The following is a 24,856-nucleotide window of genomic DNA, read 5'->3' as shown; positions in this document are numbered from 1 at the left end:
ATCATGATAAAAGACGTGACGTTAACTGACGAGATCCGTTGTTCGACCTGGGCGGAGTCGGATCCGCCCAGCGTGGACGGGCTTGCCGCATTGGTGCATCGTTCCCGCCTGCTCGGTGCGGATCGGCGGATTGCCAATATTTTCGGCGGCAATACCTCGATGAAATCGACCGAGCGCGATCATCTCGGCCGTGAGACGCGCGTGTTGTGGGTGAAGGGTTCGGGCAGCGATCTCGCGACCATCAGGGACAGGGATTTTGCCGCCCTGAAACTTGATGAGATCGAACCGCTGTTCGCCCGTGCGGAGATGACCGACGAGGCGATGACCGACTGGCTCGAACGCACCGCGTTCGAACCCGGCCGGCCGCGCCAGAGCATCGAGACGCTGTTGCATGCGTTTATCCCGGCGCCCCATGTCGATCATACCCATCCGGATGCGATCATCAGCATCGCGTGCAGCCCGCGCGGCCAGGAGTTGATGCGCGAGATTTTCGGCAGCCGCGCAGCGTGGGTTCCGTATGTGCGGCCCGGCTTTTCGCTGTCGCGGATGATCGGGGCGGCGGTGCGCGACAATCCCGGCCTCGACTGCGTGGTAATGGGTAAGCACGGGCTGGTAACCTGGGGCGAGACCTCGGCCGAGTGCTATGAAAAGACGTTGCGGGTCATCGGCGAGGCGGAAACCTGGCTCGCCGCGCGCGAAGCGGCCGAACCGTTCGGCGAATCGCTGGTGCCGGCGCTACCCAAAGCCGAGCGGCGAGACGTGTTCGTGGCGGTACTGCCGGTTCTGCGCGGTGCGATGAGCGGTGACCGCAAGATGATTTTGCGCATCGACGACGATCCCGGAGTGCTGGATTTTGTCGGCGGCTCCGCCTGCCGCAACCTTGCGATGCGAGGAGCGGCCTGTCCCGATCATCTGGTGCATACCAAGCGCATTCCGCTCATGCTCGACTGGAGGCCGGAACAGGGGCGGGACGCATTGCTGGACGCTGCGCGCAGGGGAGTCGCGGACTTCGCCGCGCGTTACGAGACCTATTTCAAGGCACATGCCCAGGAAGGCGACCGAATGGCAGCACCCTGGCCGCGGGTGATCCTGATCCCCGGCCTCGGCATGGTTACCTCCGGTGGCGACGCGGCGGTGGCGGACGTGTCTCGCCAACTTTATCGCCGTGCCATCGCGGTGATGCGCAACGCGGCTTCGGTCGGCGGGTTCGAGACGCTGACCGAGGCGGAGAGTTTCGCGATCGAATATTGGCCGCTTGAGCTCTATAAATTATCCCTTAAGCCGCCGCCGAAACCGCTCGACGGGCGTGTCGCGCTGATTACCGGGGCGGCGAGCGGCATTGGCCGTGCCGCCGCCGCGCGTCTCGCACGGGACGGCGCCCATGTGGTGATCGTTGATCGTAACGAACCGGGTGCCGCGACGGTTGCCGACGCGATCGCGCAACACCGTGGTGCCTGGCGCGCGATTGCCGTTGCCGTCGATGTCACCAGCGAAGCCGCCGTCGGTGACGCATTCACCGCGACCGTTCTTGCCTATGGCGGCGTCGATATCGTGGTGAACAATGCCGGCATCAGCATGAGTGCGCCGATCGAAACCACCACGCTCGCCGATTGGCAGAAGCAGTTTGACATTCTATCGACAGGTTATTTCCTGGTCGCGCGCGCCGCGTTCCGGCTGATGCGCGCGCAGGGTTCAGGCGGCGCGCTCGTGTTCGTCGCGAGCAAGAACGCGGTCGCGGCAGGGCGCAACGCCAGCGCCTATTCGGCGGCGAAAGCGGCGGAGCTGCATCTTGCGCGCTGTCTTGCCGAAGAAGGCGGTTCCGCCGGAATCCGCGTCAACACCGTTCTGCCTGACGCGGTGTTATCAGGTTCGTCGATCTGGAACTCCACCTGGCGCGCGGAACGTGCCGCGACCTACGACATCGAGGAAGATCAGCTTGAAGCGCATTACCGCGCGCGCACCACGCTGAAGGTCAACGTGCTGCCTGAGGATGTCGCCGAGGCGATTTTTTTCTTCACATCCGCCGCCTCGTCGAAAACCACCGGCGGCGTTCTCACCGTCGATGGCGGCGTGCCGGCGGCCTATGTCCGTTAGCCTGCGCCATATCGCCATCGATCTTGGCGCTTCGGGCGGACGGGTCGCGCTCGGCGGCATTACGGATGGCGTGCTGAATTTCGACATCCTGCATCGTTTCCCGAACCGCGCCGTGCCGATCGGCCGGCATCTCTACTGGAACATACTGGAACTCTGGCGCGAAATCCGTGTGGGGTTGCGTCTGGCGGCACAGAACGGGCCGGTCGCGAGCATCGGCGTTACCACCTGGGGCGTGGACTACGCGCTGCTCGACCAGGACCGCCTTCCGATCGGCATGGTGCATAGCTACCGCGATGGCCGTACCGGCGGGGTCTTCGATGTGATCGAAGCGATCATGCCGCGCGCGGAGATCTATCGCGCCACCGGCATCCAGTTCCTGCCGATCAACACGCTGCCGCAACTGGTCGCGGCAAGACGGGATTCGCCCCATCTGTTCGAGCGCGCGGCGCATTTCATGATGCTGCCGGACCTGCTCAATTTCTGGCTCTGCGGCATCATCGCCGGCGAACACACCAACGCGAGCACGACCCAGCTCTACGATCCCGTCCGCCGTGCCTGGGCGGACGGATTGCTCGGGGCATTCGAGATTCCGCGCACGATGTTTCCGAATCTGGTCGAGCCGGGAACCATCCTCGGCCCGCTTCTGCCCGAGATCGCCCGCGATACCGGCCTTGCCGGCGCCGTGGTCGTCGCCTCCGCAACCCATGATACCGCAAGTGCCATTGCCGCGATTCCCGCCGAGGACGGCGTGGCGGATTGGGCCTATGTGTCGAGCGGCACCTGGTGTCTCGCCGGCGTCGAATCGCCGTGTCCGATCATCACCGATGCAGGACGCGCCGCGAATGTCACGAACGAACAGGGCGTCGCCGGAACCACGCGATTGCTCAAGAATACCAGCGGCCTGTTCATCCTCCAGGAATGCCTGCGCGGCTGGGGCGATCCGCCGATCGAGCGCGTCCTCGCCGCCGCCGCCGATGTCCCCCCCGGCCCGATCATCGACGTCGCCGATCCGGTCTTCGCGCGTCAGGGTCCCGACATGCCATCACGCATCGCCGCGTGGTGCCGTGATCACGGGCTCGCCTTACCGGGTAGCGAAGCCGCGATCACCCGGATGATCCTGCAAAGCCTCGCGCGCGCAATCGCGCAAAGTCTTGCCGATGTCGATCGCGTCGCCAGCCGGCGAACACAGCGCGTCCACATCGTCGGCGGTGGATCTCGCATCGCCCTGTTCAATCAGGCGATTTCGAATGAAACCGGCGCCGAGGTGGTCGCTGGACCCATCGAGGCGACCACCTCCGGCAATCTTCTGCTCCAGGCGGAGGCCCTCGGGGCGATTCCGCGCGGAACCGGACGCGTGGTGATGCGCCGCTCGGTGTCCCTGACCGTCGCGTCACCGGATCGTTAGCATAGAACACGGCGGGGCTCCGGCAACCCCTTGAACATCGGCGGTGGACAGGCTGATATGCCGGCAGGCGAACGAACGGGGAGAGCATGTTTTGACCGAACTTTGGCAATTGACCGCGACCGAGTTGGCATCCCGCATCCGGCGCCGCGATGTTTCGGCGCGCGAGACCGCCGAGGCGGCATTGGCGCGGCTCGACGCCGTCAACCCTTCGATCAACGCCGTGGTGGATCATCGTCCCGATCAGGTTCGGGACGATGCCGACGCGGTGGACCGGGCGATCGCCTGCGGGGACGATCCCGGCCCGCTCGCGGGCGTGCCGGTGACGGTCAAGGTCAATATCGATCAGGCGGGCTTCGCGACGACCAACGGCGTGACGCTCCAGCGCGATCTGATCGCGCAAACCAGCAGCCCCGTGGTGGATAATCTGAAACGGGCCGGCGCGGTGATTCTCGGACGCACCAATACCCCGGCGTTTTCCTTGCGCTGGTTCACCACGAACCTGATCCACGGCAATACCAGAAATCCGCGCGATCCGTCGCTGACGCCGGGCGGTTCGTCGGGGGGTGCCGCGGCGGCGGCGGCGGCGGGTATCGGCTGCCTCGCGCACGGTACGGATATTGCCGGCTCGATCAGGTATCCCGCCTATGCCTGCGGTGTCCACGGGCTGCGCCCGTCGCTCGGCCGTGTCGCCGCCTATAACGCATCCTCGCCGGAGCGCTCGATCGGCGCGCAGCTCATGGCCGTTTCCGGGCCGATCGGGCGCAGCATCGCCGATCTTCGTGTGGCACTTGCCGCCATGGCCACACCCGATTCGCGCGATCCTTGGTGGGTGCCGGCGCTGCTCGAAGGGCCGCCGGTGCCGCGTGTTGCCACTCTGTGTCTCCAGCCGGACGGCCTGCCGATCGTGGCGGAGGTAGAGGCGGCGCTGCTTGACGCGGCGCGCCGGCTCGAGGCAGCGGGATGGATCGTCGAGACGATCGGCGACGTGCCGTCTCTGCGTGAGGCGTGCGAATTGCAGGTCCAGCTCTGGCTCGGCGACGGGTTCGCCGGCCTGGCGGAGGCGGCGCGGCGCGAAGGCGATCCGGGAGCGCTTGCGGTGGTCGCGGCATTTCGCGAACAGGCCGAATCCTGGCCGCCGGATATCGTCGCGCGTGCTCTGGTGCGGCGGGCCACTTTGACTCGCGAATGGCTGGGATTTCTCAATGCGCATCCGGTTTTGTTGTTGCCGGTCTCTGCGGAATTACCATTCCAGGACGGTCTCGACATGCGCGACGAGGCGAGTTTCCGGCGCGTCTGGCGCGCTCAGGCGACCCAGATCGGCCTGCCGTTGATGGGGCTGCCGGGTCTTGCCGTCTCCACCGGCCTTGTCGGCGCCACGCCGGTCGGCGTGCAGTTGGTCAGCCGGCCATACCGCGAGGATTTGTGTCTGCTGGCGGGCGAGGCGATCGAAGCGGGCGGCGTGCCGGCGGCGCCGATCGATCCGGTTTGATGTACCGCCATTCTACCGGCATGACGTGCGTGGTATGATCGTTTTTTCTTTGCAGGAACGGGGAAAATGTCTTTAAACACGCATGAGGCGAGCGCGCACCCTTCGACCAGGCAGATATCGCGGATCGCATTTGCCAGCATTGTCGGCTCGGTCATCGAGCAATATGATTTTTTGGTGACCGGCGTTATCGCGGCCACGGTCTGGGGCGGCATATTCTTCAAGCTGCACGCGCTTGCGGCGGTGTCTGCCGCGATCGGCGTCTATGGCATCGGGATCATCATTCGTCCGGTCGGCGCGTATATTTTCGGCAATATCGCCGACCGGCGAGGCAGAAAGGACGCGCTGGTCTATGCGCTTGTTCTGATGGGCGTCAGCACGCTGCTGATCGGCCTGACGCCGACCTATGACAGTATCGGGGTCCTGGCGCCGGTGCTGCTGATCGTTTTCCGGCTGCTTCAAGGCATCAGTTTCGGGGCCGAATTCGGCACCGCGTCCACCTGGGTGATCGAGCAGGCAGCGCATTCCAGATACCGGGCGCTGTGGGGCGCGTGGGTCGGTTTCGCGATCCCGATCGGGCTGCTGCTGGGCTTCGGCTCGGTGATATTCGTGAAATCGCTGATGACGCATCAGGATTTCATTGCCTATGGCTGGCGGATTTTCTTCTTCATTGGATTCGCGGTGGCGATCGTCGGGCTCATCATCCGGCTGCGCACCGAAGACAGCTATCTGTTCGAGCACCTCAAAAGCGACCGGAAAGTTCTCGATTATCCGGCGAATCGGGTATGGCGGGAGATGCCCGGTCGGATTCTGCGCACGTCCCTGGTGAATGCGATGTTCAGCGGCGCATTTTTTCTGTGTTTCGTGTTCGGCACAGGCTATATGAAAGTCGTCGGGTTCACCGGCTTCCAGGCCGAATCGATCGGCCTGATCGCGGCCGCCTTCATGCTCGGATTCATGATTCTGGGTGCGGTGCTCGCCGACAAGATCAACCGGCGAACCGTCCTGCTGATTTCGGCCGTGGTGTTCCTGGTCTTCGCGATTCCGTATTTCTATCTTCTCAACACCCATGATTTCATCCTGGCGGCGATCGCCGAGATTATCGGCTTCGGCTTCGTGTTCGGCTTCGGCTATGGCGCGATCCCGGCCTTCTACACCGAGAATTTTCCGACCCGCTATCGCGCCTCCGGGGCAAGCGCCGGCTATCAGATTTCCCAGGTCTATGGCGGCGGGCTGATCCCGATCCTGGCCGGAATCATCCTCCACGCGGCCGGGATTCATCGAGCCTTCATCTATATCGGCCTGCTGGTGATGGTCTATGCGATCCTGGCGATCATCGCGATCCTGTATACCGGCGAGACCAAGGGGATCGGGCTCGAACACGAACCCTGACCCATGGTGTGGGACGTTCTCGTGGTGGGCGGCGGCAATGCGGCGTTGTGCGCCGCCATCACGGCGCGCGAGGCGGGGGCGAGCGTGGTTCTGCTGGAACACGCACCCCGCGCGTTTCGCGGCGGCAACTCGCGCCACACCCGCAACCTGCGCGCCATGCACGACGCTCCCGCCGGCGTGCTGACCGACGTGTATGGCGAGGCCGAATACTGGGACGATCTGCTGCGCGTCACCGGGGGCGCGACCGACGAGCATCTCGCCCGCATGACGATCCGCGCCTCGGCGGATGCGCCGGCCTGGATGAGCGCGCATGGGGTGAATTTTCAGCCCTCGCTGACCGGCACGCTCAATCTCGGCCGCACCAATGCCTTCTTCCTCGGCGGCGGCAAGGCGCTGGTGAACGCCTATTTCGCCGCTGCCGAGCGATTGGGCGTTACGATTCTCTATGATACCGAGGTGACCGACCTTGAGCTCGATAACGGCGCGGTGCGCGCGGTGAACACGGTCAGCCGGGGTTTTCCGCTGACCTTGCAGGCGCGCTCGGTGGTGGCGGCGAGCGGCGGATTTCAGGCCAATATCGGCTGGCTGCGCGAATATTGGGGCGAAGCGGCCGACAATTTCATCATTCGCGGCACGCCCTTTGCCCAGGGCACCGTGCTGCGCGATCTGCTGGGGCACGGGGTTCAGCAAGTTGGCGATCCGGCTCAGTGCCACGCGGTCGCGATCGATGCGCGGGCGCCGAAATTCGACGGCGGCATCGTCACAAGGCTCGATTGCGTGCCGTTCAGCATCGTGGTGGATCGCGCGGCATGGCGCTTCTACGACGAGGGCGAGGATGTCTGGCCGAAACGCTACGCGATCTGGGGCAGGCTGGTCGCGCAACGCCAAGGCCAGATCGCCTACGCGATCCTCGACGCCAAGGCCGCGAAGCTGTTCATGCCGTCGGTGTTTCCGGCGATCCGCGCCGGCAGCATCGCGGAACTGGCCGGAAAACTCGGCCTCGATCCGGCGGCGCTGGAAACAACGGTGAGCCGCTACAACGCGTCGGTGCGGCCCGGCAATTTCGACAGCGCCGCGCTCGATGATTGCCGCACCGAAGGGCTCGATCCGCCGAAAACCCATTGGGCGCGGACGATCGACACCCCGCCCTTCATCGGCTACCCGCTGCGGCCGGGCATCACCTTTACCTATCTCGGCGTGAAGGTGACCGAGCGTGCCCAGGTGCTGATGCGGAATGGCAGGCCGGTTGCGAATTTATGGGCGAGCGGCGAAATCATGGCGGGCAATATTCTCGGAAAAGGCTATCTGGCGGGATTCGGCATGGCGATCGGCACGGTGTTCGGCCGCATCGCCGGAGCGGAGGCGGCGCGTCATGCCGGAAACTGAAACCATGCGGGAAGCGCGGCGGGTCATGGAGATCTGCAATGCCTGCCGCTATTGCGAGGGATTCTGCGCGGTGTTTCCGGCGATGGAGATGCAGCGTGCATTTTCCGACGGCGATCTCACCGATCTCGCCAATCTCTGCCATAATTGCAAAGCCTGTTACTATGCCTGCCAATATGCGCCGCCGCATCCGTTCGGGGTGAACGTGCCGCGGACATTTTCGCTGCTGCGCGACGAAACCTATCGGAATCACGCATGGCCGCGCCTGCTGGCGCGCGCCTTCGCCCGCAACGGCACGGTGGTCGCCCTGGTTACGGCGGCGGCGCTGGCCCTGGTTCTGCTGCTCACCGGATGGCTGGTCGCTCCCGGCACGCTCTCTCACGCCTGGATTGGCCCGGATGCCTTCTATCGAGTGATTCCCTGGGTGGCGATGACCGGCGTTGCCGCCGCGACCTTGCTGTTTTCGCTGCTGGCGCTCGGCATCGGCGGCGTTCGCTTCTGGCGCGCCTCCGGCGGCGGCGTTCCGGTGCGGCGAGGCGACGTGCTGCGCGGCTTGCATGATGCAGTCACGCTGAAGAATCTGGGCGGCGGCGGGCATGGCTGCAACGACCGCGACGAAGCCTTCTCGATGGCGCGCCGCCGGTTTCATCACGTCATGGCCTACGGTTTTCTCGCCTGTTTCGCCGCCACCTGCATCGCCGCGTTCGAGGCCTACGCGCTGGGCCGCCCGGCGCCGTATCCGCTGTTCAGCCTGCCGGTGATTTTCGGCACGCTTGGCGGCATCGGATTGCTGGTCGGCGCGTCGGGGCTGATGGCGCTGAAACTGACCGCCGATCCCGTCCCGGCGGCACGCCGTCTGTTAGGCGCCGATGTCGCGCTGCTCGCGCTGCTCTGGCTCGCCGCGGCGACCGGCCTGATTTTGCTGATTTTCCGCTCGACCGCCGCGATGGGCGCACTACTCGCCATCCATCTCGGCGTCATCCTCGCTCTGTTCGTTCTGCTGCCCTACAGCAAATTCGTCCACGCGCCGTATCGGACGCTGGCGCTGATCCGCAATGCGGCCAACTCAGCCGATCGCGTGCAATAACGCCCGAGATTTTTCGAGGGCCTGAGCCTCCTTGATGTTGGTGAAGCTGAGCAGCAGACCGTGCTGGCGCTTGCGCCCGATATAGTGCGCGGAAAGCGCGGTGGGTGCGAGACCTTGCGCCTGCGCCCGACGCACCATCTCTACATCGTCGCCGAATTCGGGAAATCGCACGAGTAGATGCATGCCGCCCGCCTGCCGGGCGAGCAGCGCGCGGGTTCCGAACGTGGCGCGCAAGGCGCCAGCGAAAGCCTCCCGCCTTGTCGCGTAGAGCCCGCGCATGCGCTTGAGGTGTCGCGCGAAATGGCCCTCGGCCATGAAATCGGCGACGACCGATTGTCCAAGCGTCGCTTCGCCGTGCCGTCCGATATGCAGCGCCTCCGTCATTTTGCCGGTCAGTGCCATCGGCATGACCAGATAGCCGAGGCGCAGGCCGGGAAACAAAACCTTGCTGAAACTGCCTGCATAGATCACCCGATCCGCCGTATCGAGGCTCTTCAGCGCGGGCAGCTTGCGGCCGACATAATGGAACTCGCTGTCGTAATCGTCTTCCACGATCCAGGCGCCGGAGGCAGCCGCCCAGGCGAGAAGCGCCTGGCGCCGGGGCAGCGACAAAGCGGTGCCGCTTGGGCTCTGATGGGCGGGCGTCACCACCGCGCGGCGTGCGCGCGGCGCGTGCGCCTGGGCGATCTCGACACAAAGCCCCTCCTCATCCACCGGCACCGGGATGAGGCGTGCGGACGCGGCCTCCAGCGCCTGCCGGGCGAGAAAATAGCCCGGCTCCTCGAACCACACCGGATCGCCCGGTTGCAGCAGAAGCCGCGCCAGAAAGCCGATCGCCGCCTGGTAGCCGCCGGTGATCATGATCTGCGCCGGCTGACAGGCGACGCCACGGGATACCGCGAGATAGGCGGCGATCGCCTCGCGCAGGGCCGGCAGCCCGGCCGGATCGGGATAGGCAAGGCTGAACCCCGCCTGCCGCCGCGCTGCCCGCGCGGTCAGCCGCGCCCAGAGCACGCGCGGAAACAGGTCGAGTGCCGGCAATCCCATCTGGAACGGCAGCGGCTGAACTGGCGGCGTTTCTTGCCGAACTGGCGCCTTCGCTCGCGCGCCGGAGCCGGAAGCGGGATCGAGATGCAGCATCGGCGAGACGATCGTGCCGGCCTGGCCGCGCGCGAACAGATAGCCTTCACCCGTGAGCCTTGCATAGGCGGCGTCTACTGTGCCGCGGGAAATCCCGAGTTCGCTTGCGAGCGTGCGCGTCGAGGGCAGGCGCTCCCCCGGAGATAGCCGTCCGCTCGCGATCGCGCGCCGGATGCGCTCATAGATCTGGTCGTGCAGGGCAGCGCGCGAGGAGTGGTCGAGCCTGACGGATTTCAAGGTGCTGGATGCGGACGACATGGCTCGGTCATTTTAGCCAGATTTGGCTCATGAATATAGGCCATATCCGGGTTAATTCGAGAGCATTCCGCCAAAGGAGACATGGACGATGCGTGCCAAACGCCTGCTGCCAACCAAGATTGCCCCCGCCGGATACGAGGCCGTGCGCGGTGTGGAATCCTACATCCGGCGATGCGGCCTGAAGCCGGGCCTGATCGAGCTTGTGAAAATGCGGGCATCGCAGATCAACGGCTGCGCGTTCTGCCTCGACATGCACAGCAAGGCGGCGCGCAAAGCCGGCGAGACCGAGCAGCGGCTCTATCTGCTCGACGCCTGGCGGGAATCGCCGATCTATACGCCGGCCGAACGCGCCGCATTGGCATGGACGGAGTCGCTGACGCGGATTGGCGATACGCATGCATCGGATGCCGATTACGAGGCGCTGCGGGCGCATTTCTCGGATAAGGAAATCATCGATCTCACTATTCTGATCGGGCTGATCAACGTCTGGAACCGGCTCGCGATCGGTCTGCGCTTTGAGCATGAGGCTGATCACGCGGAAGCGGTTGCGTGAGCGCGTTCGAATTCCGCCACGCCGATACTGATTCGGATATCGTCGCCTGTTTCGTCGTGATGCGGCAATTGCGGCCGCATCTTGCCAGCGAGGCGAAATTCCTGACGCGGGTGCGACGCCAGCAGGGCGAGGGCTATCGGCTGCTGGCCGCCTGGCAGGATGGGTGTGTCGCCGGCGCCGCCGGCTATCGGCTGCAGGAGAACCTGATCCGCGGGCGCTTCGTCTATGTCGACGATCTGGTCGTTGTGGAGAGCCGACGGAGCGGCGGCCTTGGCGCGCTTCTGCTGGACGAGGTCGCGCGATTGGCGAAAAATGCCGGGTGCTCCTGGATGACTCTCGATACCGACCTCGGTAATGCACGGGCGCAACGGTTCTATTTCCGGTGGGGCATGCTTTCGGCCGCCCTGCATTTCCGCAAGGAGCTGGCGTGAAAAATCTGTTGCTGGTGGAGTGTGGCCCACGGTTCGAGCATTCCATCAGCCGCGCCGCCGCCGCTCTGGTGGTGGAGCACCTGCGCCGGCGCGAGCCCGGAATGAGGATTCTTCGGCGCGATCTCGCGTGCGTTCCGCCGTCCTTCGTGGATGAAGCTTTTACCCAGGCGATGTATATCCCGCCGGACCGGCAATCCGCAAGTGAGCGGGCGGCGCTCGCGCAATCGGAAATTCTGATCGGTGAATTGGAGGCGACGGATGTGCTGGTGATCGCCACACCGATGCATAATTTCACCGTCCCGGCGGTTCTGAAGGCCTGGATCGATCAGGTGCTGCGCATCGGCCGGACGTTCCGGTCCACGCCGCAAGGAAAGCAGGGCCTGCTCGCCGACCGGCCCGTCTATGTTGTTATTTCGAGCGGGGGATGGATTGCCGGTGAGCGGGCACGCCAGCCGGATTTCCTGACGCCGTATCTTGCCGCCTTGCTGGCGACTTTGGGTATTCGCACGATCGGCTTTCTTTATCTCGAGGCGATGCACGGCGAGGCGGATTTGCCGCTCCGCGCCGAGGCGCATGCGCGTGCCTGGCTGGATGCCAATCTGCCGCTGCCGGCCGAAGCCGCCGTCCAATGTTTTGTGCGGTAATTTCGCTTATCAGAGGTGAACCAGGGATTCGTGGAGTTCGATCAGCGCGGGACGGCGGCTGGAATGCGCGCGTTTCAGTGCAGCTTGCAGGTCTTCGAGCTTCGACAGCCGCTCGGCCATGAGCCCGTACGCTTGCGCGACCAGCGGAAAATCCGGCGCGCTCGGCTTGACGCCGACGGGTTCGATGCCCGCACCGCGCATATAGGCTTCGATTTCGCCGTAGCCATTATTATTCCAGACCAGGAAAATGACCGGCACGCCGGCATCGGCGGCCGATCCGAGTTCGGCCAGCGAGAACTGGATGCCGCCGTCACCGACGATGCACACGACCGGCGAGTCCGGTGCCGCGAGCGCGGCGCCGATCGCCGCCGGTGGCGCGTAGCCCAGCGCGCCGTAGCCGGTGGCGGAATTGAACCAGCCGCCCGGCTGGTCGATGTCGCAATAGAGATTGCCGGCATAGACGAGCTGGGTTGAATCGCCGACCATGATGCATCCTGGCAGCGTAGCGCGAATGATCCCAATAATCTCGATTTCGCGCCGGAATTTGTCGGTCAGCGCGTCGCGTGCCGCCTGCCGCGCCCGAGCGGCGCGGATTGCCCCGGTGCGATGGGCCGGCTGATCGGGCAGCGCCGCAAGCAGGCTAATCACGGCATTGCCGATGCTCGACAGAATCGCGAGCCGGGGCGCCGGACCGCATGCAAGCTGCGCCGCGTCGATATCGACGCGCACGAGATTGCCGAGTGCGGGGAATTGTCCGTCCTCATACATATCGAAATCGGTCGGGCCCATTTCGGTGCCGAGCGCTAACACCAGATCGGCGCCGCCGAGGAGTTGCCGGATAGCGGGCAGGCTGGGGCTCGCCGGAACAAGCAGATAATGGCCGGCGAGCAGGCCGCGTGCGTTGACCGTGGTGACCACCGGCGCATCGAGCCGTTCCGCGAGACGCGGCAGCGTGGCCGCCGCGGCCTTGGCGCCGCCGCCGAGCACGATCACCGGACGTTCGGCGGCCGCGCAAAGCCCGGCTGCCTGCTTGATAGAAGCGGCATCCGAGCAGGGTCGGGTAAAAGTCGCTGGTTTCGGCGAGGTTCGTTCGATTCGTTCGGCCATGACATCGACCGGGATTTCGATATGCACCGGACCGGGCCGGGCCGATCCCAACATCGCGAAGGCGCGTGTCATCACCTCCGGCAAATCCGCAGGCTCCAGCAGCGTGTGGGAAAAGCTAGTCAACGTGCGCGTCATCGCGAGTTGGTCCGGCAATTCGTGCAGCGCCCCGCGCCGGCCATTAAGGCTGCGCCGCGCATTGACGCCGGAGATGACGAGCAGCGGCACCGAATCGGCGCGCGCCTGCGCCATCGCGGTGAGCGCGTTGGTGAGCCCCGGCCCGGTGATCAGCAGGCAGACACCGGGCTTGCCGGAGACGCGCGCATAGCCGTCCGCCATGAAGCCGGCACCCTGTTCGTGACGCGGCGTTATGTGCCGGATCGCGGAGCCGGCAAGTCCGCGGTAAAGTTCGACGGTATGGACTCCAGGAATGCCGAAAACGAACTCGACGCCGTTGGCTTCCAGGCTCTCGATCAGCGCTTCGCCGACCGTGCAGGTTCCGCCGTTCATGCGCGCGCCGTTCTCGGCTCTGCATCCGTCAGGTTTTTTGCGAACTCCGCGATGCGCCGGCAGGCTTCGGCGATGTGATCGTCCGGGACGGTGAGGCTGAGGCGGATGAAGCCCTGTGCCTGATCGCCGAACGAGGCACCGGGCATCACCGCGACCCGCGTATTGTCGAGCAGCGCCCAGGCGAAGTCATCGCCGCTCAGCCCGGTGGCCGAGACATCGACAAGGCTGAACATGCCTGCTTCCGGCGGTAATGTTCGAAGGCAAGGCGCGCCGGAGAGCGCATCCGCGATCAGGCGTGCCCGTCTTGCGTAGGCGTTTCGCATCCGCGCGGCGGTATCGAACGAATGCGTCAGGGCATAGGCCGTCATATCCGCGATGAAGGGCTGATTGCCGAACAGCATGGTTTCGGAGACCGGCAACACACGCCGGCAGAATTCCTCAGGCCCGATCGCCCAGCCGCTGCGATAGCCGGGTGCCGCATGGGATTTCGAGATCGAGGAGACGACGATCGTGCGGTCGGCGAGATGCGGATTGTCGAAGGGCGAGGCGAAATCGCCGCCGAAGATCAACATCTCGTAGACCTCGTCGGAGACGATCCAGAGATCGTGGCGGGCGCAGACGGCACCGAGTGCCGCAATCTCATTCGCCGACAGGACAGCGCCTGTGGGATTATGCGGCGAGTTCAGCAGCAGAACCCGGCTGTTCGGCGTGATCGCCGCTTCGAGATCCTTCGCCTGCATGTGAAAACCGTGCTCGGCCCTGAGAGGCACGGCGACTTTCCGGGCCCCGCTCGCGCGGATCACGCCCTCATAGGTCGCATAAAGCGGATCGCCGACCAGAACCTCGTCATCCGCCCCGACCAGGCTGAGCATGACGGCAAACAGCGCGGTCTGGGTGCCGGGAAAGCACAGCACGTTTTTCGGCGTTATCGCGCGGCCCGTGCGCCCGGCGTATTTGTCGGCGAGAGCGGCAAGCAGTGCAGGCTCGCCGCGCCCGTTGGAATAGCGCGTCCGTCCCGCCGAAATTGCGCGCGTGCATTCGGAAAGCAGCGCCGGGTCTGGCGCGATGTCGGGTTCGCCGATGGTGAGTTCGATGATTGTCTCGCCGGCGGCTTCGCGCTGGCGCGCGGCGATGTGCAAGGCCCACCGATCGGAACCAAGACCAGCCAGTCTTTCGGTGATCAACGCGTAGCGCATAACTATTTCTCCTTGCGGAAGTCGCGCAGCGACAGACCCAGAATCGATTCGACCGCCTCGATGCCCATGGCGACCAGGTCTTTTTTTGCGAACATCTCGGGAGCGAGCGTGCCTTCGAGCCACAGCCCGTCGATCACGGCGTTGATCTTGATCGCGGCGCGCCGGCAGTTGGCTTTGCGCGCCGGAAGCCCGGCTTCGACGAAAACCTCGCCCACCAGCGCTTCCAGTTCCCTGCGGAAGGCCAGATAGTGCTCGCGATGAATCGCGGCCATCGCCGCATCGACATGCACCATGCTGATGAAACTCGCCCACAGCGTCAGCCGTTTGATATCGGCGACCGGCGCCCCGAGATTGGCCGCGACGAACCGGCGCAACCGCTCCCGCGCCGTGGCTCCCGCGATGATACTCGCCGCCTTTACCAGGGTGGTCATCTCGCCCATGGTGGCACGATACGCCTCCTGGACCATCCGGTCCTTGGAATCGAAATAATGGCGAATCAGGCCATTGGTGACGCCGGCGCGTAAAGCGATTTCGCGCACGGTGACGGCATGCAGCCCCATCTCGGTCACGCAGTCGAGCGTGGCGCGGATCAGATCCTGCCGGCGTTCATCGCCCGGCGCGCGGCGAAATGTCCGGCGCGTCAAGACGCTTGCCGGAGGATTGGTCGCGTCAGGCATGTCGGGCCGCCTTCGCACGCGATGCAGAGCGCGTCTCCCGCAAAGGTGCTGACGCGGCAGCCGGCGGCTTCCATGGCGCGCCGCGTCGCATCGAAGCCGCCGATCATGATCACGTCGCGCGGGGCGGTCGCGAGCACGTTGAGGCTGAGCCCGTTGCTCGCACGGAACTCATCCTCCGGCGCTTCGATCAGTGCGATGCCGCTCGATTTCAGAAGTTGGTAGAAGGGCGCTGGAAGCAATGGCGCGAAGACGAGCGCCAGATCGTCGTCGAGTGGGCTGATTACCGACATCAGATGCAGGCAAGCTGTCTCGCCTTGCCATAGCGGCAGGTCGAACCCGTGAACCTCGACACCGCGGACCGACAGCATCGCGCGGAGCTGGGCGATCCCTGCCTCGTTGCTGCGGATGCCGCGCCCGACCACCAGTGTTTTGTCGTCGAGCCAGACGCAATCGCCGCCTTCGACGGTGCCGGGATCGACGATACGCCCGAGAATCGGGATTCGCGCGTTGCCATATGCGCGTTCATGCGCATCGACCTCGGCTCGGCGCAGGGCTTTGCCCATGTTGAGCAGGATCGCCCCCGCATCGCTCACCAGTGATGGATCATGGGTGAACATGGCGTCCGCCAGCCCATCGCCGGCATCGTCCATCCATAGAATAGTCGAGCCGGATGCCATGACGAGACTGGCGAAGCCCGCGTATTGGTCGATCGCCTTCGCGGCGTCGAAATTCCGGCCGTAATGCCATTGTTCCGGGTCGGCCGCGTGCAGGCTCGGGCCAGGGCGACGCATCAGCACTCGGCGCAACCTCCCTGCCATCGACTGCGAACCAAAACCTTCCATTGCCGTGGCGCCCTCGCGATGTTGTGAGATTTTTGTTGACGCCGGGCTAATTATACAGTTGCATAACAGGTGCGCAAGTGCATTACTGACCGTAAAGAAATCTTACGCAAAACAGGAGGCGTCGATCGTTTTGAATAAAAGATCAGGACCGTCGATGTTTTGCCGGAAAACCGGGCGATGAATGCCGACACTCGGCTTTGTCTCGACAGCGAACGATCGCAGGACGCGGAACATCAGGTCGCGGCGATCGAGGTGGTCGATATCCACAAATATTTCGGCCCTCTCGAAGTTCTGAAAGGGATTTCGCTGACGGCCCATGACGGCGATGTGATTGCCATTATCGGCGCCAGCGGCTCTGGAAAATCCACGCTGCTCCGCTGTATCAACATGCTCGAGATCCCGAGCTCGGGCGCGGTGCGCGTGCGCGGCGAGGAGATCGCGCTCAAGCCGGACGGCCCCGGTCGCAGGATGATCGCCGACCGGCGGCAGATTCAGCGAATTCGGACCCGGCTCGGCATGGTCTTCCAGTCCTTCAATCTCTGGCAGCATATGACGCTACGGGAAAACGTCATCGAAGTGCCGGTCCAGGTGCTGGGTCAGTCGCGCAAGGCAGCGATCGAGGCCGCCGATTCGCTTCTCGAACGTGTCGGGCTTTATGAAAAACGCGATGTCTATCCGGCATTTCTCTCGGGCGGCCAGCAGCAGCGAGCGGCGATCGCGCGGGCGCTCGCGATCAAGCCGGATGTCATGCTGTTCGACGAGCCGACCTCGGCGCTCGATCCCGAACTGGTCGGCGAAGTGCTGACGGTGATCGGCGATCTGGCGCGGGAAGGCCGCACCATGATCCTGGTCACCCATGAAATGGGCTTCGCGCGCGACGTGGCGAGCCGGGTCGTTTTTTTGCATCAGGGAGTGGTCGAGGAAGCTGGTGATCCGGTGACGATTTTCTCCGCGCCGAGATCGGAGCGGCTGCGGAAATTCGTCGGGTCCATACGGTAACGGAGTGATAACACGGATGGGATTGATCTCCCGTTCATCCAAGAAAGCAACCAACAGGGGCGTGACATGAAATTCTTTTTGAGGATATTGACCTTTCTGGCGTTCGCCATCCCGCTTGCCGGGACGATGCATGTCGCCAAAGCGGCGCAGGCCGAGACCGTCAAGGTTGGCATTGCGGCCGAACCTTATCCGCCGTTCAGCGAGCTTGACGCCGCCGGACATTGGACCGGCTGGGAAATCGACATCATGCACGCGGTGTGCAAGGCCGCCGACCTGAAATGCAGGATCGTTCCGCTCGCCTGGAGCGGCATCATTCCCGCGCTGCAGGCTGGGAAAATCGACATGATCTTCAATTCGATGTCGATCACGCCGGCGCGCGAGAAGGAGATTGCCTTTTCCCACAAATACTACAACACGCCGGTCATGGTCGCCGGCGCCAAAAACCTGAACTTCAAGGCAACGCCGCAGGGGTTGAAAGGCAGGATCCTTGGGGTTCAGGTATCCACCGTTTCCGAGACCTATGCCAAAAAGCATTTTCCTGGCGCACACCTCAAGATTTATCAAACCCAGGACGAGGCCAACCAGGATCTCGTCGATGGCCGGATCGACGCCACCATGGCCGATGCCATCGCGCTCCAGACTTTTCTCAAGACGCCGCAAGGCAAGGCTTGCTGCGACTCCAAAGGCGACGTCGCGCCCGATCCGGCGATTCTGGGTTCGGGCGTCGGCGCGGGGCTGCGCAAGAGCGATGTCAAGCTGAGGCACAAGATCAACGCGGCGATCGCGAAGATCCGCGCGGATGGAACCTATCAGAAAATCACCAAGAAATACTTCAACTTCAATATCTACGGTAAATAACAGGATCGCTGGCATCGCGATGAGGATCGACTGGGCACTTCTTGCGATTTCGCCGCCGGGCTGGGGCGGGCTGCTCCTCAGGGGTCTCGTCACCACGCTCGAGATCGCCGTCGGCGGCTATCTGCTTGGCCTCTTGATCGGTATCGGCGGTGCGTTCGGCAAGCTGTATGGTGGGGCGGTGAGCCGCGATCTGCTCGAATGCTACACGACGATCGTGCGCGCCGTCCCGGAACTCGTGCTGATCGTGCTCATCTATTACGCGGGAACGGATCTGCTGAACCGCGTTATGGCGGCGCTCGGTTATGCTGCGGTGAACATCAACGGGCTCGCAGCCGGTATTCTGGTCATCGGCGTGGTGCAGGGCGCCTATTCGACCGAGGTTCTGCGCGGTGCGATCCGGGCGGTGCCGTATGGCGAGATCGAGGCAGCGCGCGCCTTCGGCATGCCGTCCGCACTGGCGCTCCGGCGGATCACGCTTCCGGCGATGATACCCCATGCGATATCGGGGCTCGCCAATCTCTGGATGATCGCGACCAAGGACACCGCGCTGCTCGCCGTCGTCGGCTTTACCGAACTCACGATGGCGACGCGGGAGGCGGGGGGTGCTACCAAGGCCTATTTCCTGTTCTTCTGTGCCGCAGGCATGCTCTATCTTCTGGTGACGCTGATTTCGAACCAGGTCTTCAACGCCATCGAGCGACGCGCACGCCGCGGTATGCCGAAAGTGTGACGCAGCGATGACCACTGAGGCACTCGAAACCAAACCGGGCATGACGAGGCTCGTCGAGCCAGCCCACGGCGATGCGATCGGAGCCTGGCTCCGGCCGCATCGCGTGGTACTCGTTCTCATCGCGGCGGGGCTCATCCTTCTGATGGTGCTGTCGATGCGCTGGGATTGGCTGCCGCGCTATGCCGGCCAGCTTTGCCTCGGTCTCTGGCGCACCATCTGGCTGCTTGTCGCTTCAGTGGCTCTCGGGTTTTGCTTCGCCGTTCCCCTGGGACTCGTACAGGTGACGGGACCGAGGCTGCTCGCGTGGCCGGCGCGCGGTTTCTGCACGCTGATCCGCGGCACGCCGCTCCTGCTGCAGCTCTGGCTGCTCTATTTCGGCGTCGGCTCGTTGTTTCCGCAGTTTCCGGCGATTCGCGACAGCGTGTTCTGGCCCTATCTGCGCGAGGCCTGGCCCTATGGACTGCTCTCGCTCACCTTATCTTTCGCCGGATACGAAGGCGAGGTCATGCGCGGTGCTTTCGCGGGCGTGCCGCGCGGCGAGCTGGAAGCGGCGCACGCTTTCGGCATGAGCCGCTTTACTGCGCTGCGCCGCATCTGGCTGCCGCGCGCCTTCTATCGCGTGCTGCCGACATTGGGCGGCGAAGTGATTCTCCAGCTCAAATCGACGCCGCTGGTCGCGACCATCACTGTCGTCGATATCTATGGCGTGATCTCGCATGTCCGCCAGGACACCTATCTCGTCTACGCACCGCTGCTGTTCCTGGCGTTCGTCTATATGGGCCTGACTGGAATTCTGGTGATGCTCGTCCGTTTTCTGGAGAAACGCATTCCCATCCCCGGAGCCTGACATGGTCGCAGCCTCACTGTTCGATACCGACCGCGCCGATCTGGTCGCCATGCGGCGGTTGCTCCATGCCAATCCCGAACTCGGGCTTGAGGAGGTCTGGACATCCGATTTCGTTGCTCATGAGCTTGAAGCTCTCGGCTACGATGTCCATCGCGGCCTCGCGCGAACCGGAGTGGTCGCAACGCTGCGGAACGGCACGAGCACGCGCGCGATCGGCCTGCGTGCCGACATGGACGGGCTGCCGATTTTTGAAGAAACCGGGCTCGACTATCGGAGCCGGAATCCCGGCCGCATGCATGCTTGCGGTCATGACGGCCATACCACGATGCTGCTCGGCGCCGCCCAGGCGATCGCCGCGCGCCGCAATTTCGACGGCATCGTCCATCTCATCTTTCAGCCGGCGGAGGAGAATGCCGGCGGCGGCCGGATCATGGTGGAGGAGGGGCTGTTCGAGCGGTTTCCCTGCGATGCCGTGTTTGCATTACATAACGAACCGTCATTGCCGTTCGGCCAATTCGCCTTGCGCGACGGGCCGATCATGGCGGCGGTCGATGAAGCGACGATCGTCGTGCAGGGTCGCGGCGGCCACGGCGCCGAGCCGGAAAACACGGCCGATCCGGTCGTCGCCGGCGCGAGCATCGTCATGGCGCTGCAGACGATCGTTTCGCGCAACGTCCATCCGATGGAGCCGGCGGTCATCACCGTGGGTTCCTTCCATGGCGGCACGGCCAGCAACATCATCCCAGGCCGGGTCGAACTCGTTCTCGGCATCCGCTCTTTCGACCCGGACACCCGGATTTATCTCGAACGCCGCATCGCCGAAATCGCCAGCCTGCAGGCCGCAAGCTATGGCATGACGGCGGAGATCGACTACCGGCGCAGCTACGACGCGACGATCAACGACAAGGTGCAGACCGGCTATCTGCGCGAGTGCGCGCGGCGTTTCGCCGGCAGCGGCACTGTCGTCGATCTGGCGCGGCCTTTCATGGGCAGCGAGGACTTCGCCTATATGCTCAATGCCCGTCCCGGTTCCTATTTCTTTCTCGGCACCGCGTCGGGCCGGAACGACAAGCCGTTGCATCACTCGGCCTATGATTTCAACGACGATATTCTGCCGATCGGCGCAGCGTTCTGGACGGAACTTGTCGAGGATTTTCTGAAATCGAAATAATGTCGGTGTCGGGAAGTTATGAAAAAGAAGCGTCCTGGGCGGATGGGACGGCAGTGAAAACGCGACTTCCCCCGATCCAGACCGCGCGGATATCGAGCGTATCCGACAGATGGACGAGATCGGCGCGGGCGCCGGGCCGCAGATGGCCGATCGTGGCGGATTTTCCTACTGCCTGCGCCGGATAGAGCGACGCCATACGCAAGGCCTCGCCGAGCGGCAATCCGATCGCATGGTGCATGAACCGCACCGAGGCGATCATGGTGGTGTCGGCGCCGGCCAGCGTGCCGTCGGCAAGCGTCAGGCGCCCATTGCGGCGATAGACGACTCGCCCGTTCAGGGTGAAGGCGTCGAGCGTTGTCCCGGTCGTCGCCATCGCGTCGGTGACCAGGAATACCCTGCCCGGACCGCGCTTGGCCCGGAGCGCGATCGCGACCGCGGTGGCGTCAACATGAATGCCATCCGCGATCAGGCCGGCATGGAGCCCGCCATGATCAAGGGCGGCGCCGACCATCCCCGGCTCCCGGTGGGCGAGCGGGCTCATCGCGTTGAACAGATGGGTCACCATTGTCGCACCCGCGTCGGCGGCAGCGCGCGCCTGCTCGCAGGAGGCGTTGGAGTGGCCGAGGCTGACAACGACGCCGGCCTCGGCGAGATGCGCAATCCGCGCGCCGCTGACCGCCTCCGGAGCGATGGTCGTCAGCAGCACCGGCATGGTTTTCGAGGCCTCGGTCAGGCGCCGCAGATCCGCATCCGTCATCGGCCGGATCAGCGCGGGATCATGGGCACCGTGGCGCGCGGGCGCGAGATGCGGACCTTCAAGATGCAGCCCGAGAAAGCCGGGGATTTGGCGCTGAGCGGCATCGCGGCCGGCGTCGAGGGCGCGGGTTGTGATTTCCACGGTATCGGTGATCAGGGTGGCGAGCAGGGCGGTGGTGCCGAACGGGCAATGCGCCGCGCAGATGGTCGCGATGCCGGCCGCATCGGGGCGGTCGTTCAGCAGAATGCCGCCGCCGCCATTGACCTGCAGATCGACGAACCCTGGAATCAGCATCCCGCCATCGACTGTCAGCAGGCTTGTGCCATCGGGAAGCTCGCGCGGATCGGCGATGCCGGTAATCCGCCGATCGGCGCCGATCGCCAGAGCCTTGCCGTCGTGCCAGGTCTCGCCGTCAAAAATCCGTGCGCCGGCGATCACGACGGGATTTTCGGGGCGGTCGATGTCGGTCATGGCGTTCCGGTCGCTGCGCGGCGATGTCGGGTTCGGCCGGCAGGGCAGCGAGGCTTGGTAGCGGCGGGCGGATTTGAACCACCGACCAAGGGATTATGATTCCCCTGCTCTACCGCTGAGCTACGCCGCCAGACCGGATGGACGCGGAAGTAGCTTCCGCGTCCATCAAAGTCAATCTTTCCGCGTTACTCTTTGTTTTGGTGAGCAATTTTACCGCGTCGGCGTCGGTGGATTGGTCGAATAATCATAGAAGCCGCGCCCGGTTTTGCGCCCGAGCCAGCCGGCCTCGACATAGTTCACCAGAAGCGGGCAGGGGCGGTACTTGTCCTCGCCCAAGCCCTGATGCAGCACGCGCATCACGTCCAGCGCCACATCCAGCCCGACCAGATCGGCGAGCGTCAGCGGCCCCATCAGGTGCGCCGCGCCCAGCTTCATGCCGTTGTCGATCGAGATCACGTCGCCGATCCCCTCATGCAGCGCGAACACCGCCTCGTTGATCATCGGCACCAGGATGCGGTTGACGATGAAGCCCGGAAAATCCGCGGCGGCGACGGTGGTTTTGCCCATTCGCTTCGCCAGCGCCTCGACGGCGGCGACCGTCGAATCCGAGGTTGCGAGGCCCCTGATCACCTCGACCAGCTTCATCATCGGCACCGGGTTGAAGAAATGCATCCCGACGAACCGATCCGCGATGCCGCTCGCCGCCCCCAGCCGGGTGATCGAGATCGACGAGGTGTTGGAGGCAAGGATGGCATCGGGTTTGAGATGCGGGATGATCTGCGCGTAAACCTTCCGCTTGATCTCCTCGCGCTCGGGTACCGCCTCGATCACGGCGTCGCACGCCCCCAGCGCGTCATGCGCGGTCGATGCTTTAACCCGTGCCAGGGCGACGTCCCGCGCGGCTCCGTCGATCGTGCCTTTCTGCACCTGCCGTTCCAGGTTCTTCGCCATGGTGGCAAGGCTTTTGTCGAGCACCGGCTGAGCGGTATCGACCAGGACGACATCGAGCCCGGACGTCGCCGCGACATGGGCGATGCCGTTGCCCATCGCGCCGGCGCCGAGCACGCCGATAAGCTGGATCGCCATGTCAGCCGAGTTCCTTTTGCAGCTCCGGCAATATCTGGAACAGATCGCCGACCAGGCCGTAATCGGCGACCTGGAAGATCGGCGCCTCCTCGTCCTTGTTGATCGCGACGATGACTTTGGAATCCTTCATCCCCGCGAGATGCTGGATCGCGCCGGAAATGCCGACCGCCACATAGAGATCGGGAGCGACGATCTTGCCGGTCTGGCCGACCTGATAATCATTCGGCACGAACCCGGCATCGACGGCGGCGCGCGAGGCACCCACGGCGGCGTGCAGCCGGTCGGCGATCGGTTCGAGCAGCTTGCCGAAATTCTCGCCGTTCTGCATCCCACGCCCGCCGGAAATCACGATTTTCGCTGCCGTGAGTTCGGGGCGTTCGCTCTTCGAGAGTTCCGCGCCGACGAATTTCGACGTCGCGTTCTCGATCGGCACCGATATCGCCTCGATCGCCGCCAAGCCGCCCTCTTCCGGCGCGGGATCGAAACTCGCGGCGCGCACGGTAATCACCTTTTTCGTGTCAGATGACTTCACCGTCGCCATCGCGTTGCCGGCATAGATCGGGCGGATGAAGGTATCGGCGTCGATCACGGCGGCGATGTCGCTGATCGGCTGCGCATCGAGTAGGGCGGCCACGCGCGGCATCACGTTCTTGCCGGTCGCCGTCGAGGCCGAGAGGATATGCGAATAGCCGTCGGCGAGCTTGACGATCAGAGCGGCGAGTGGCTCGGCCAGCGCGTGAGCGAAGGCGGCATGATCGGCGACCAGCACTTTCGCGACACCTTTGATGGCGGCGGCGGCCTTGGCGGCCTCGCCGACGCCTTCGCCGGCGACGAGCGCAACGACCTCGCCAAGCTTCGCGGCGGCGGCGATGGCGCTGCGCGCCGGCTGTTTGACGCTCTTGCCGTCGTGATCGAGCAGAACCAGAACCAGTGTCATGATCAGATCACCTTCGCTTCGTTGCGGAGTTTCTCGACGAGTTCCTGAACCGATTTGACCTTGATGCCGGCCTTGCGCTTCGGCGGTTCGGCGACGCTCACCAGGGTCAGGCGCGGCGCCGGATCGACCCCGAGATCGGCCGGCCTGATCGTCTCGATGGGCTTCTTGCGCGCCTTCATGATGTTCGGCAGCGAGGCGTAGCGCGGCTCGTTCAGACGAAGATCGGTCGTCACCACCGCCGGCAGGGTCAGCGCCACGGTCTCGAGCCCGCCATCGATCTCGCGGGTCACCGTTGCGGTGTCGCCTTCGATGACCACCTTGCTGGCAAATGTGCCCTGCGGCCAGCCGAGGAGGGCGGCGAGCATCTGGCCGGTCGCGTTCATGTCGTCGTCGATCGCCTGCTTGCCCATGATGACAAGGCGCGGCTGTTCCTTCTCGACCAATGCCTTCAGCAACTTGGCCACCGCGAGCGGCTGCAGCTCCACATCGGTCTCGACCAGGATGCCGCGATCCGCCCCCATTGCCAGCGCGGTGCGGATGGTCTCCTGGCACGAAGCGACCCCCATCGACACCGCGACGATCTCGGTCGCGAGGCCCTTTTCCTTCAGACGCACGGCTTCCTCGACGGCGATTTCATCGAACGGGTTCATCGACATTTTCACGCCGGCCGTCTCGACGCCGGTGCCGTCGGATTTGACCCTGACTTTGACGTTGAAATCGACGACGCGTTTGACGGGGACGAGCAGCTTCATCGGTTCACCATGCGGTTGCGTTTCGTGGCGGGTGATCGGTGGATGA

General features: G+C 64.4%; 23 protein-coding genes and 1 tRNA gene. 14 read left to right on the top strand and 10 right to left on the bottom strand.

Annotation, left to right across the window (positions count from 1 at the left end):
* The first annotated feature begins 15 nt into the window (after window positions 1-15).
* The 6 genes from L2A60_RS06205 to tcuB all read left to right on the top strand — a co-directional run bounded on the left by L2A60_RS06205 (window position 16) and on the right by tcuB (window position 8,847).
* Complete coding sequence (locus tag L2A60_RS06205) at window positions 16-2,094, top strand: bifunctional aldolase/short-chain dehydrogenase (RefSeq protein WP_235703502.1); 2,079 nt, start codon at window positions 16-18, stop codon at window positions 2,092-2,094.
* Window positions 2,084-3,499: a rhamnulokinase gene (locus tag L2A60_RS06200; protein ID WP_235703501.1), complete on the top strand. Its 1,416-nt coding sequence runs from the start codon at window positions 2,084-2,086 to the stop codon at window positions 3,497-3,499. The genes L2A60_RS06205 and L2A60_RS06200 overlap by 11 nt, the downstream gene beginning before the upstream one ends.
* 91 nt (window positions 3,500-3,590) lie before the next feature.
* Window positions 3,591-4,988 carry an amidase family protein gene (locus L2A60_RS06195; protein ID WP_235703500.1) on the top strand — a complete coding sequence of 466 codons (1,398 nt, stop codon included), beginning with the start codon at window positions 3,591-3,593 and terminating at the stop codon, window positions 4,986-4,988.
* Between the two features lie 66 nt (window positions 4,989-5,054).
* Window positions 5,055-6,377: an MFS transporter gene (locus tag L2A60_RS06190; protein WP_235703499.1), complete on the top strand. Its 1,323-nt coding sequence runs from the start codon at window positions 5,055-5,057 to the stop codon at window positions 6,375-6,377.
* Between the two features lie 3 nt (window positions 6,378-6,380).
* A complete protein-coding gene (gene tcuA, locus L2A60_RS06185; protein WP_268920155.1) occupies window positions 6,381-7,763 on the top strand; it encodes an FAD-dependent tricarballylate dehydrogenase TcuA in 1,383 nt (460 codons plus the stop codon).
* Window positions 7,750-8,847, top strand: a complete 1,098-nt coding sequence (gene tcuB, locus L2A60_RS06180; protein ID WP_235703498.1) for a tricarballylate utilization 4Fe-4S protein TcuB — start codon at window positions 7,750-7,752, stop codon at window positions 8,845-8,847. The genes tcuA and tcuB overlap by 14 nt, the downstream gene beginning before the upstream one ends.
* Here the strand turns inward: tcuB and pdxR are convergent.
* Window positions 8,827-10,245 (bottom strand): MocR-like pyridoxine biosynthesis transcription factor PdxR, encoded by a 1,419-nt coding sequence (pdxR, locus tag L2A60_RS06175; protein ID WP_235703497.1) that lies wholly within the window; start codon window positions 10,243-10,245, stop codon window positions 8,827-8,829. The two genes, tcuB and pdxR, sit on opposite strands and share 21 nt — an antisense overlap.
* Before the next feature lie 88 nt (window positions 10,246-10,333).
* Here pdxR and L2A60_RS06170 point away from each other — a divergent pair, with 88 nt between their 5' ends.
* From L2A60_RS06170 to L2A60_RS06160, 3 genes are read left to right on the top strand one after another with little or no spacing between them, the layout of a single operon-like run.
* The gene (locus L2A60_RS06170) at window positions 10,334-10,798 is read left to right on the top strand and encodes a carboxymuconolactone decarboxylase family protein (protein WP_235703496.1); all 465 of its coding nucleotides are present in this window, start codon (window positions 10,334-10,336) and stop codon (window positions 10,796-10,798) included.
* On the top strand, window positions 10,795-11,229 hold the full coding sequence (locus L2A60_RS06165; protein WP_235703495.1) for a GNAT family N-acetyltransferase: 435 nt from the start codon (window positions 10,795-10,797) through the stop codon (window positions 11,227-11,229). Before L2A60_RS06170 ends, L2A60_RS06165 begins: the two co-directional genes overlap by 4 nt.
* On the top strand, window positions 11,226-11,873 hold the full coding sequence (locus L2A60_RS06160; RefSeq protein ID WP_235703494.1) for an FMN-dependent NADH-azoreductase: 648 nt from the start codon (window positions 11,226-11,228) through the stop codon (window positions 11,871-11,873). The genes L2A60_RS06165 and L2A60_RS06160 overlap by 4 nt, the downstream gene beginning before the upstream one ends.
* A 9-nt stretch (window positions 11,874-11,882) precedes the next feature.
* Here the strand turns inward: L2A60_RS06160 and L2A60_RS06155 are convergent, their stop codons facing one another.
* The 4 genes from L2A60_RS06155 to L2A60_RS06140 are packed head-to-tail and all read right to left on the bottom strand — an operon-like array spanning window position 11,883 to window position 16,151.
* Window positions 11,883-13,487: a 5-guanidino-2-oxopentanoate decarboxylase gene (locus L2A60_RS06155; protein ID WP_235703493.1), complete on the bottom strand. Its 1,605-nt coding sequence runs from the start codon at window positions 13,485-13,487 to the stop codon at window positions 11,883-11,885.
* On the bottom strand, window positions 13,484-14,683 hold the full coding sequence (locus L2A60_RS06150) for a pyridoxal phosphate-dependent aminotransferase (protein ID WP_235703492.1): 1,200 nt from the start codon (window positions 14,681-14,683) through the stop codon (window positions 13,484-13,486). Before L2A60_RS06150 ends, L2A60_RS06155 begins: the two co-directional genes overlap by 4 nt.
* A 2-nt stretch (window positions 14,684-14,685) precedes the next feature.
* On the bottom strand, window positions 14,686-15,360 hold the full coding sequence (locus L2A60_RS06145; protein WP_235703491.1) for a TetR family transcriptional regulator C-terminal domain-containing protein: 675 nt from the start codon (window positions 15,358-15,360) through the stop codon (window positions 14,686-14,688).
* Window positions 15,324-16,151, bottom strand: coding sequence for a dimethylarginine dimethylaminohydrolase family protein (locus L2A60_RS06140; RefSeq protein ID WP_235703490.1), 828 nt, complete (start codon window positions 16,149-16,151; stop codon window positions 15,324-15,326). The genes L2A60_RS06145 and L2A60_RS06140 overlap by 37 nt, the downstream gene beginning before the upstream one ends.
* A gap of 228 nt (window positions 16,152-16,379) precedes the next feature.
* Here L2A60_RS06140 and L2A60_RS06135 point away from each other — a divergent pair, with 228 nt between their 5' ends.
* From L2A60_RS06135 to L2A60_RS06115, 5 genes are all read left to right on the top strand, one after another.
* Complete coding sequence (locus L2A60_RS06135; RefSeq protein ID WP_235703489.1) at window positions 16,380-17,201, top strand: ABC transporter ATP-binding protein; 822 nt, start codon at window positions 16,380-16,382, stop codon at window positions 17,199-17,201.
* Between the two features lie 66 nt (window positions 17,202-17,267).
* The gene (locus L2A60_RS06130; RefSeq protein WP_235703488.1) at window positions 17,268-18,059 is read left to right on the top strand and encodes a transporter substrate-binding domain-containing protein; all 792 of its coding nucleotides are present in this window, start codon (window positions 17,268-17,270) and stop codon (window positions 18,057-18,059) included.
* A 19-nt stretch (window positions 18,060-18,078) separates the two neighbouring features.
* Entirely contained in the window at window positions 18,079-18,789 is a 711-nt protein-coding gene (locus L2A60_RS06125; RefSeq protein WP_235703487.1) for an ABC transporter permease, read from the top strand.
* A gap of 7 nt (window positions 18,790-18,796) precedes the next feature.
* Window positions 18,797-19,636: an ABC transporter permease gene (locus L2A60_RS06120; protein WP_235703486.1), complete on the top strand. Its 840-nt coding sequence runs from the start codon at window positions 18,797-18,799 to the stop codon at window positions 19,634-19,636.
* A 1-nt stretch (window position 19,637) separates the two neighbouring features.
* A complete protein-coding gene (locus tag L2A60_RS06115) occupies window positions 19,638-20,807 on the top strand; it encodes a M20 aminoacylase family protein (RefSeq protein ID WP_235703485.1) in 1,170 nt (389 codons plus the stop codon).
* A gap of 16 nt (window positions 20,808-20,823) precedes the next feature.
* Here the strand turns inward: L2A60_RS06115 and nagA are convergent, their stop codons facing one another.
* From nagA to L2A60_RS06090, 5 genes are all read right to left on the bottom strand, one after another.
* Window positions 20,824-22,035: an N-acetylglucosamine-6-phosphate deacetylase gene (gene nagA / locus L2A60_RS06110; RefSeq protein WP_235703484.1), complete on the bottom strand. Its 1,212-nt coding sequence runs from the start codon at window positions 22,033-22,035 to the stop codon at window positions 20,824-20,826.
* Between the two features lie 55 nt (window positions 22,036-22,090).
* Window positions 22,091-22,165: transfer RNA gene (locus L2A60_RS06105), tRNA-Met, on the bottom strand.
* An 80-nt stretch (window positions 22,166-22,245) separates the two neighbouring features.
* Window positions 22,246-23,121: a 3-hydroxybutyryl-CoA dehydrogenase gene (locus L2A60_RS06100; protein ID WP_235703483.1), complete on the bottom strand. Its 876-nt coding sequence runs from the start codon at window positions 23,119-23,121 to the stop codon at window positions 22,246-22,248.
* Window position 23,122: 1 nt separating this feature from the next.
* Complete coding sequence (locus L2A60_RS06095; RefSeq protein ID WP_235703482.1) at window positions 23,123-24,058, bottom strand: electron transfer flavoprotein subunit alpha/FixB family protein; 936 nt, start codon at window positions 24,056-24,058, stop codon at window positions 23,123-23,125.
* Window positions 24,059-24,060: 2 nt separating this feature from the next.
* Window positions 24,061-24,810 (bottom strand): electron transfer flavoprotein subunit beta/FixA family protein, encoded by a 750-nt coding sequence (locus L2A60_RS06090; RefSeq protein ID WP_235703481.1) that lies wholly within the window; start codon window positions 24,808-24,810, stop codon window positions 24,061-24,063.
* Between the last annotated feature and the right edge of the window lie 46 nt (window positions 24,811-24,856).

Source organism: Acidiphilium iwatense (genome assembly GCF_021556475.1).
GTDB lineage: Bacteria > Pseudomonadota > Alphaproteobacteria > Acetobacterales > Acetobacteraceae > Acidiphilium > Acidiphilium iwatense.
Note: the sequence above shows the minus strand (reverse complement) of the source record. Positions and strands in the feature narration are given on the sequence as shown.

Excerpts from the sequence above, each read along its gene's own strand:
- L2A60_RS06200 (WP_235703501.1), top strand. The coding sequence starts at position 2,084 with ATGTCCGTTAGCCTGCGCCATATCGCCATCGATCTTGGCGCTTCGGGC.
- L2A60_RS06190 (WP_235703499.1), top strand. The coding sequence starts at position 5,055 with ATGTCTTTAAACACGCATGAGGCGAGCGCGCACCCTTCGACCAGGCAG.
- tcuA (WP_268920155.1), top strand. The coding sequence starts at position 6,381 with ATGGTGTGGGACGTTCTCGTGGTGGGCGGCGGCAATGCGGCGTTGTGC.
- tcuB (WP_235703498.1), top strand. The coding sequence starts at position 7,750 with ATGCCGGAAACTGAAACCATGCGGGAAGCGCGGCGGGTCATGGAGATC.
- pdxR (WP_235703497.1), bottom strand. The coding sequence starts at position 10,245 with ATGTCGTCCGCATCCAGCACCTTGAAATCCGTCAGGCTCGACCACTCC.
- L2A60_RS06170 (WP_235703496.1), top strand. The coding sequence starts at position 10,334 with ATGCGTGCCAAACGCCTGCTGCCAACCAAGATTGCCCCCGCCGGATAC.
- L2A60_RS06155 (WP_235703493.1), bottom strand. The coding sequence starts at position 13,487 with ATGAACGGCGGAACCTGCACGGTCGGCGAAGCGCTGATCGAGAGCCTG.
- L2A60_RS06150 (WP_235703492.1), bottom strand. The coding sequence starts at position 14,683 with ATGCGCTACGCGTTGATCACCGAAAGACTGGCTGGTCTTGGTTCCGAT.
- L2A60_RS06145 (WP_235703491.1), bottom strand. The coding sequence starts at position 15,360 with ATGCCTGACGCGACCAATCCTCCGGCAAGCGTCTTGACGCGCCGGACA.
- L2A60_RS06140 (WP_235703490.1), bottom strand. The coding sequence starts at position 16,151 with ATGCGTCGCCCTGGCCCGAGCCTGCACGCGGCCGACCCGGAACAATGG.
- L2A60_RS06135 (WP_235703489.1), top strand. The coding sequence starts at position 16,380 with ATGAATGCCGACACTCGGCTTTGTCTCGACAGCGAACGATCGCAGGAC.
- L2A60_RS06130 (WP_235703488.1), top strand. The coding sequence starts at position 17,268 with ATGAAATTCTTTTTGAGGATATTGACCTTTCTGGCGTTCGCCATCCCG.
- L2A60_RS06125 (WP_235703487.1), top strand. The coding sequence starts at position 18,079 with ATGAGGATCGACTGGGCACTTCTTGCGATTTCGCCGCCGGGCTGGGGC.
- L2A60_RS06120 (WP_235703486.1), top strand. The coding sequence starts at position 18,797 with ATGACCACTGAGGCACTCGAAACCAAACCGGGCATGACGAGGCTCGTC.
- L2A60_RS06115 (WP_235703485.1), top strand. The coding sequence starts at position 19,638 with ATGGTCGCAGCCTCACTGTTCGATACCGACCGCGCCGATCTGGTCGCC.
- nagA (WP_235703484.1), bottom strand. The coding sequence starts at position 22,035 with ATGACCGACATCGACCGCCCCGAAAATCCCGTCGTGATCGCCGGCGCA.
- L2A60_RS06100 (WP_235703483.1), bottom strand. The coding sequence starts at position 23,121 with ATGGCGATCCAGCTTATCGGCGTGCTCGGCGCCGGCGCGATGGGCAAC.
- L2A60_RS06095 (WP_235703482.1), bottom strand. The coding sequence starts at position 24,058 with ATGACACTGGTTCTGGTTCTGCTCGATCACGACGGCAAGAGCGTCAAA.
- L2A60_RS06090 (WP_235703481.1), bottom strand. The coding sequence starts at position 24,810 with ATGAAGCTGCTCGTCCCCGTCAAACGCGTCGTCGATTTCAACGTCAAA.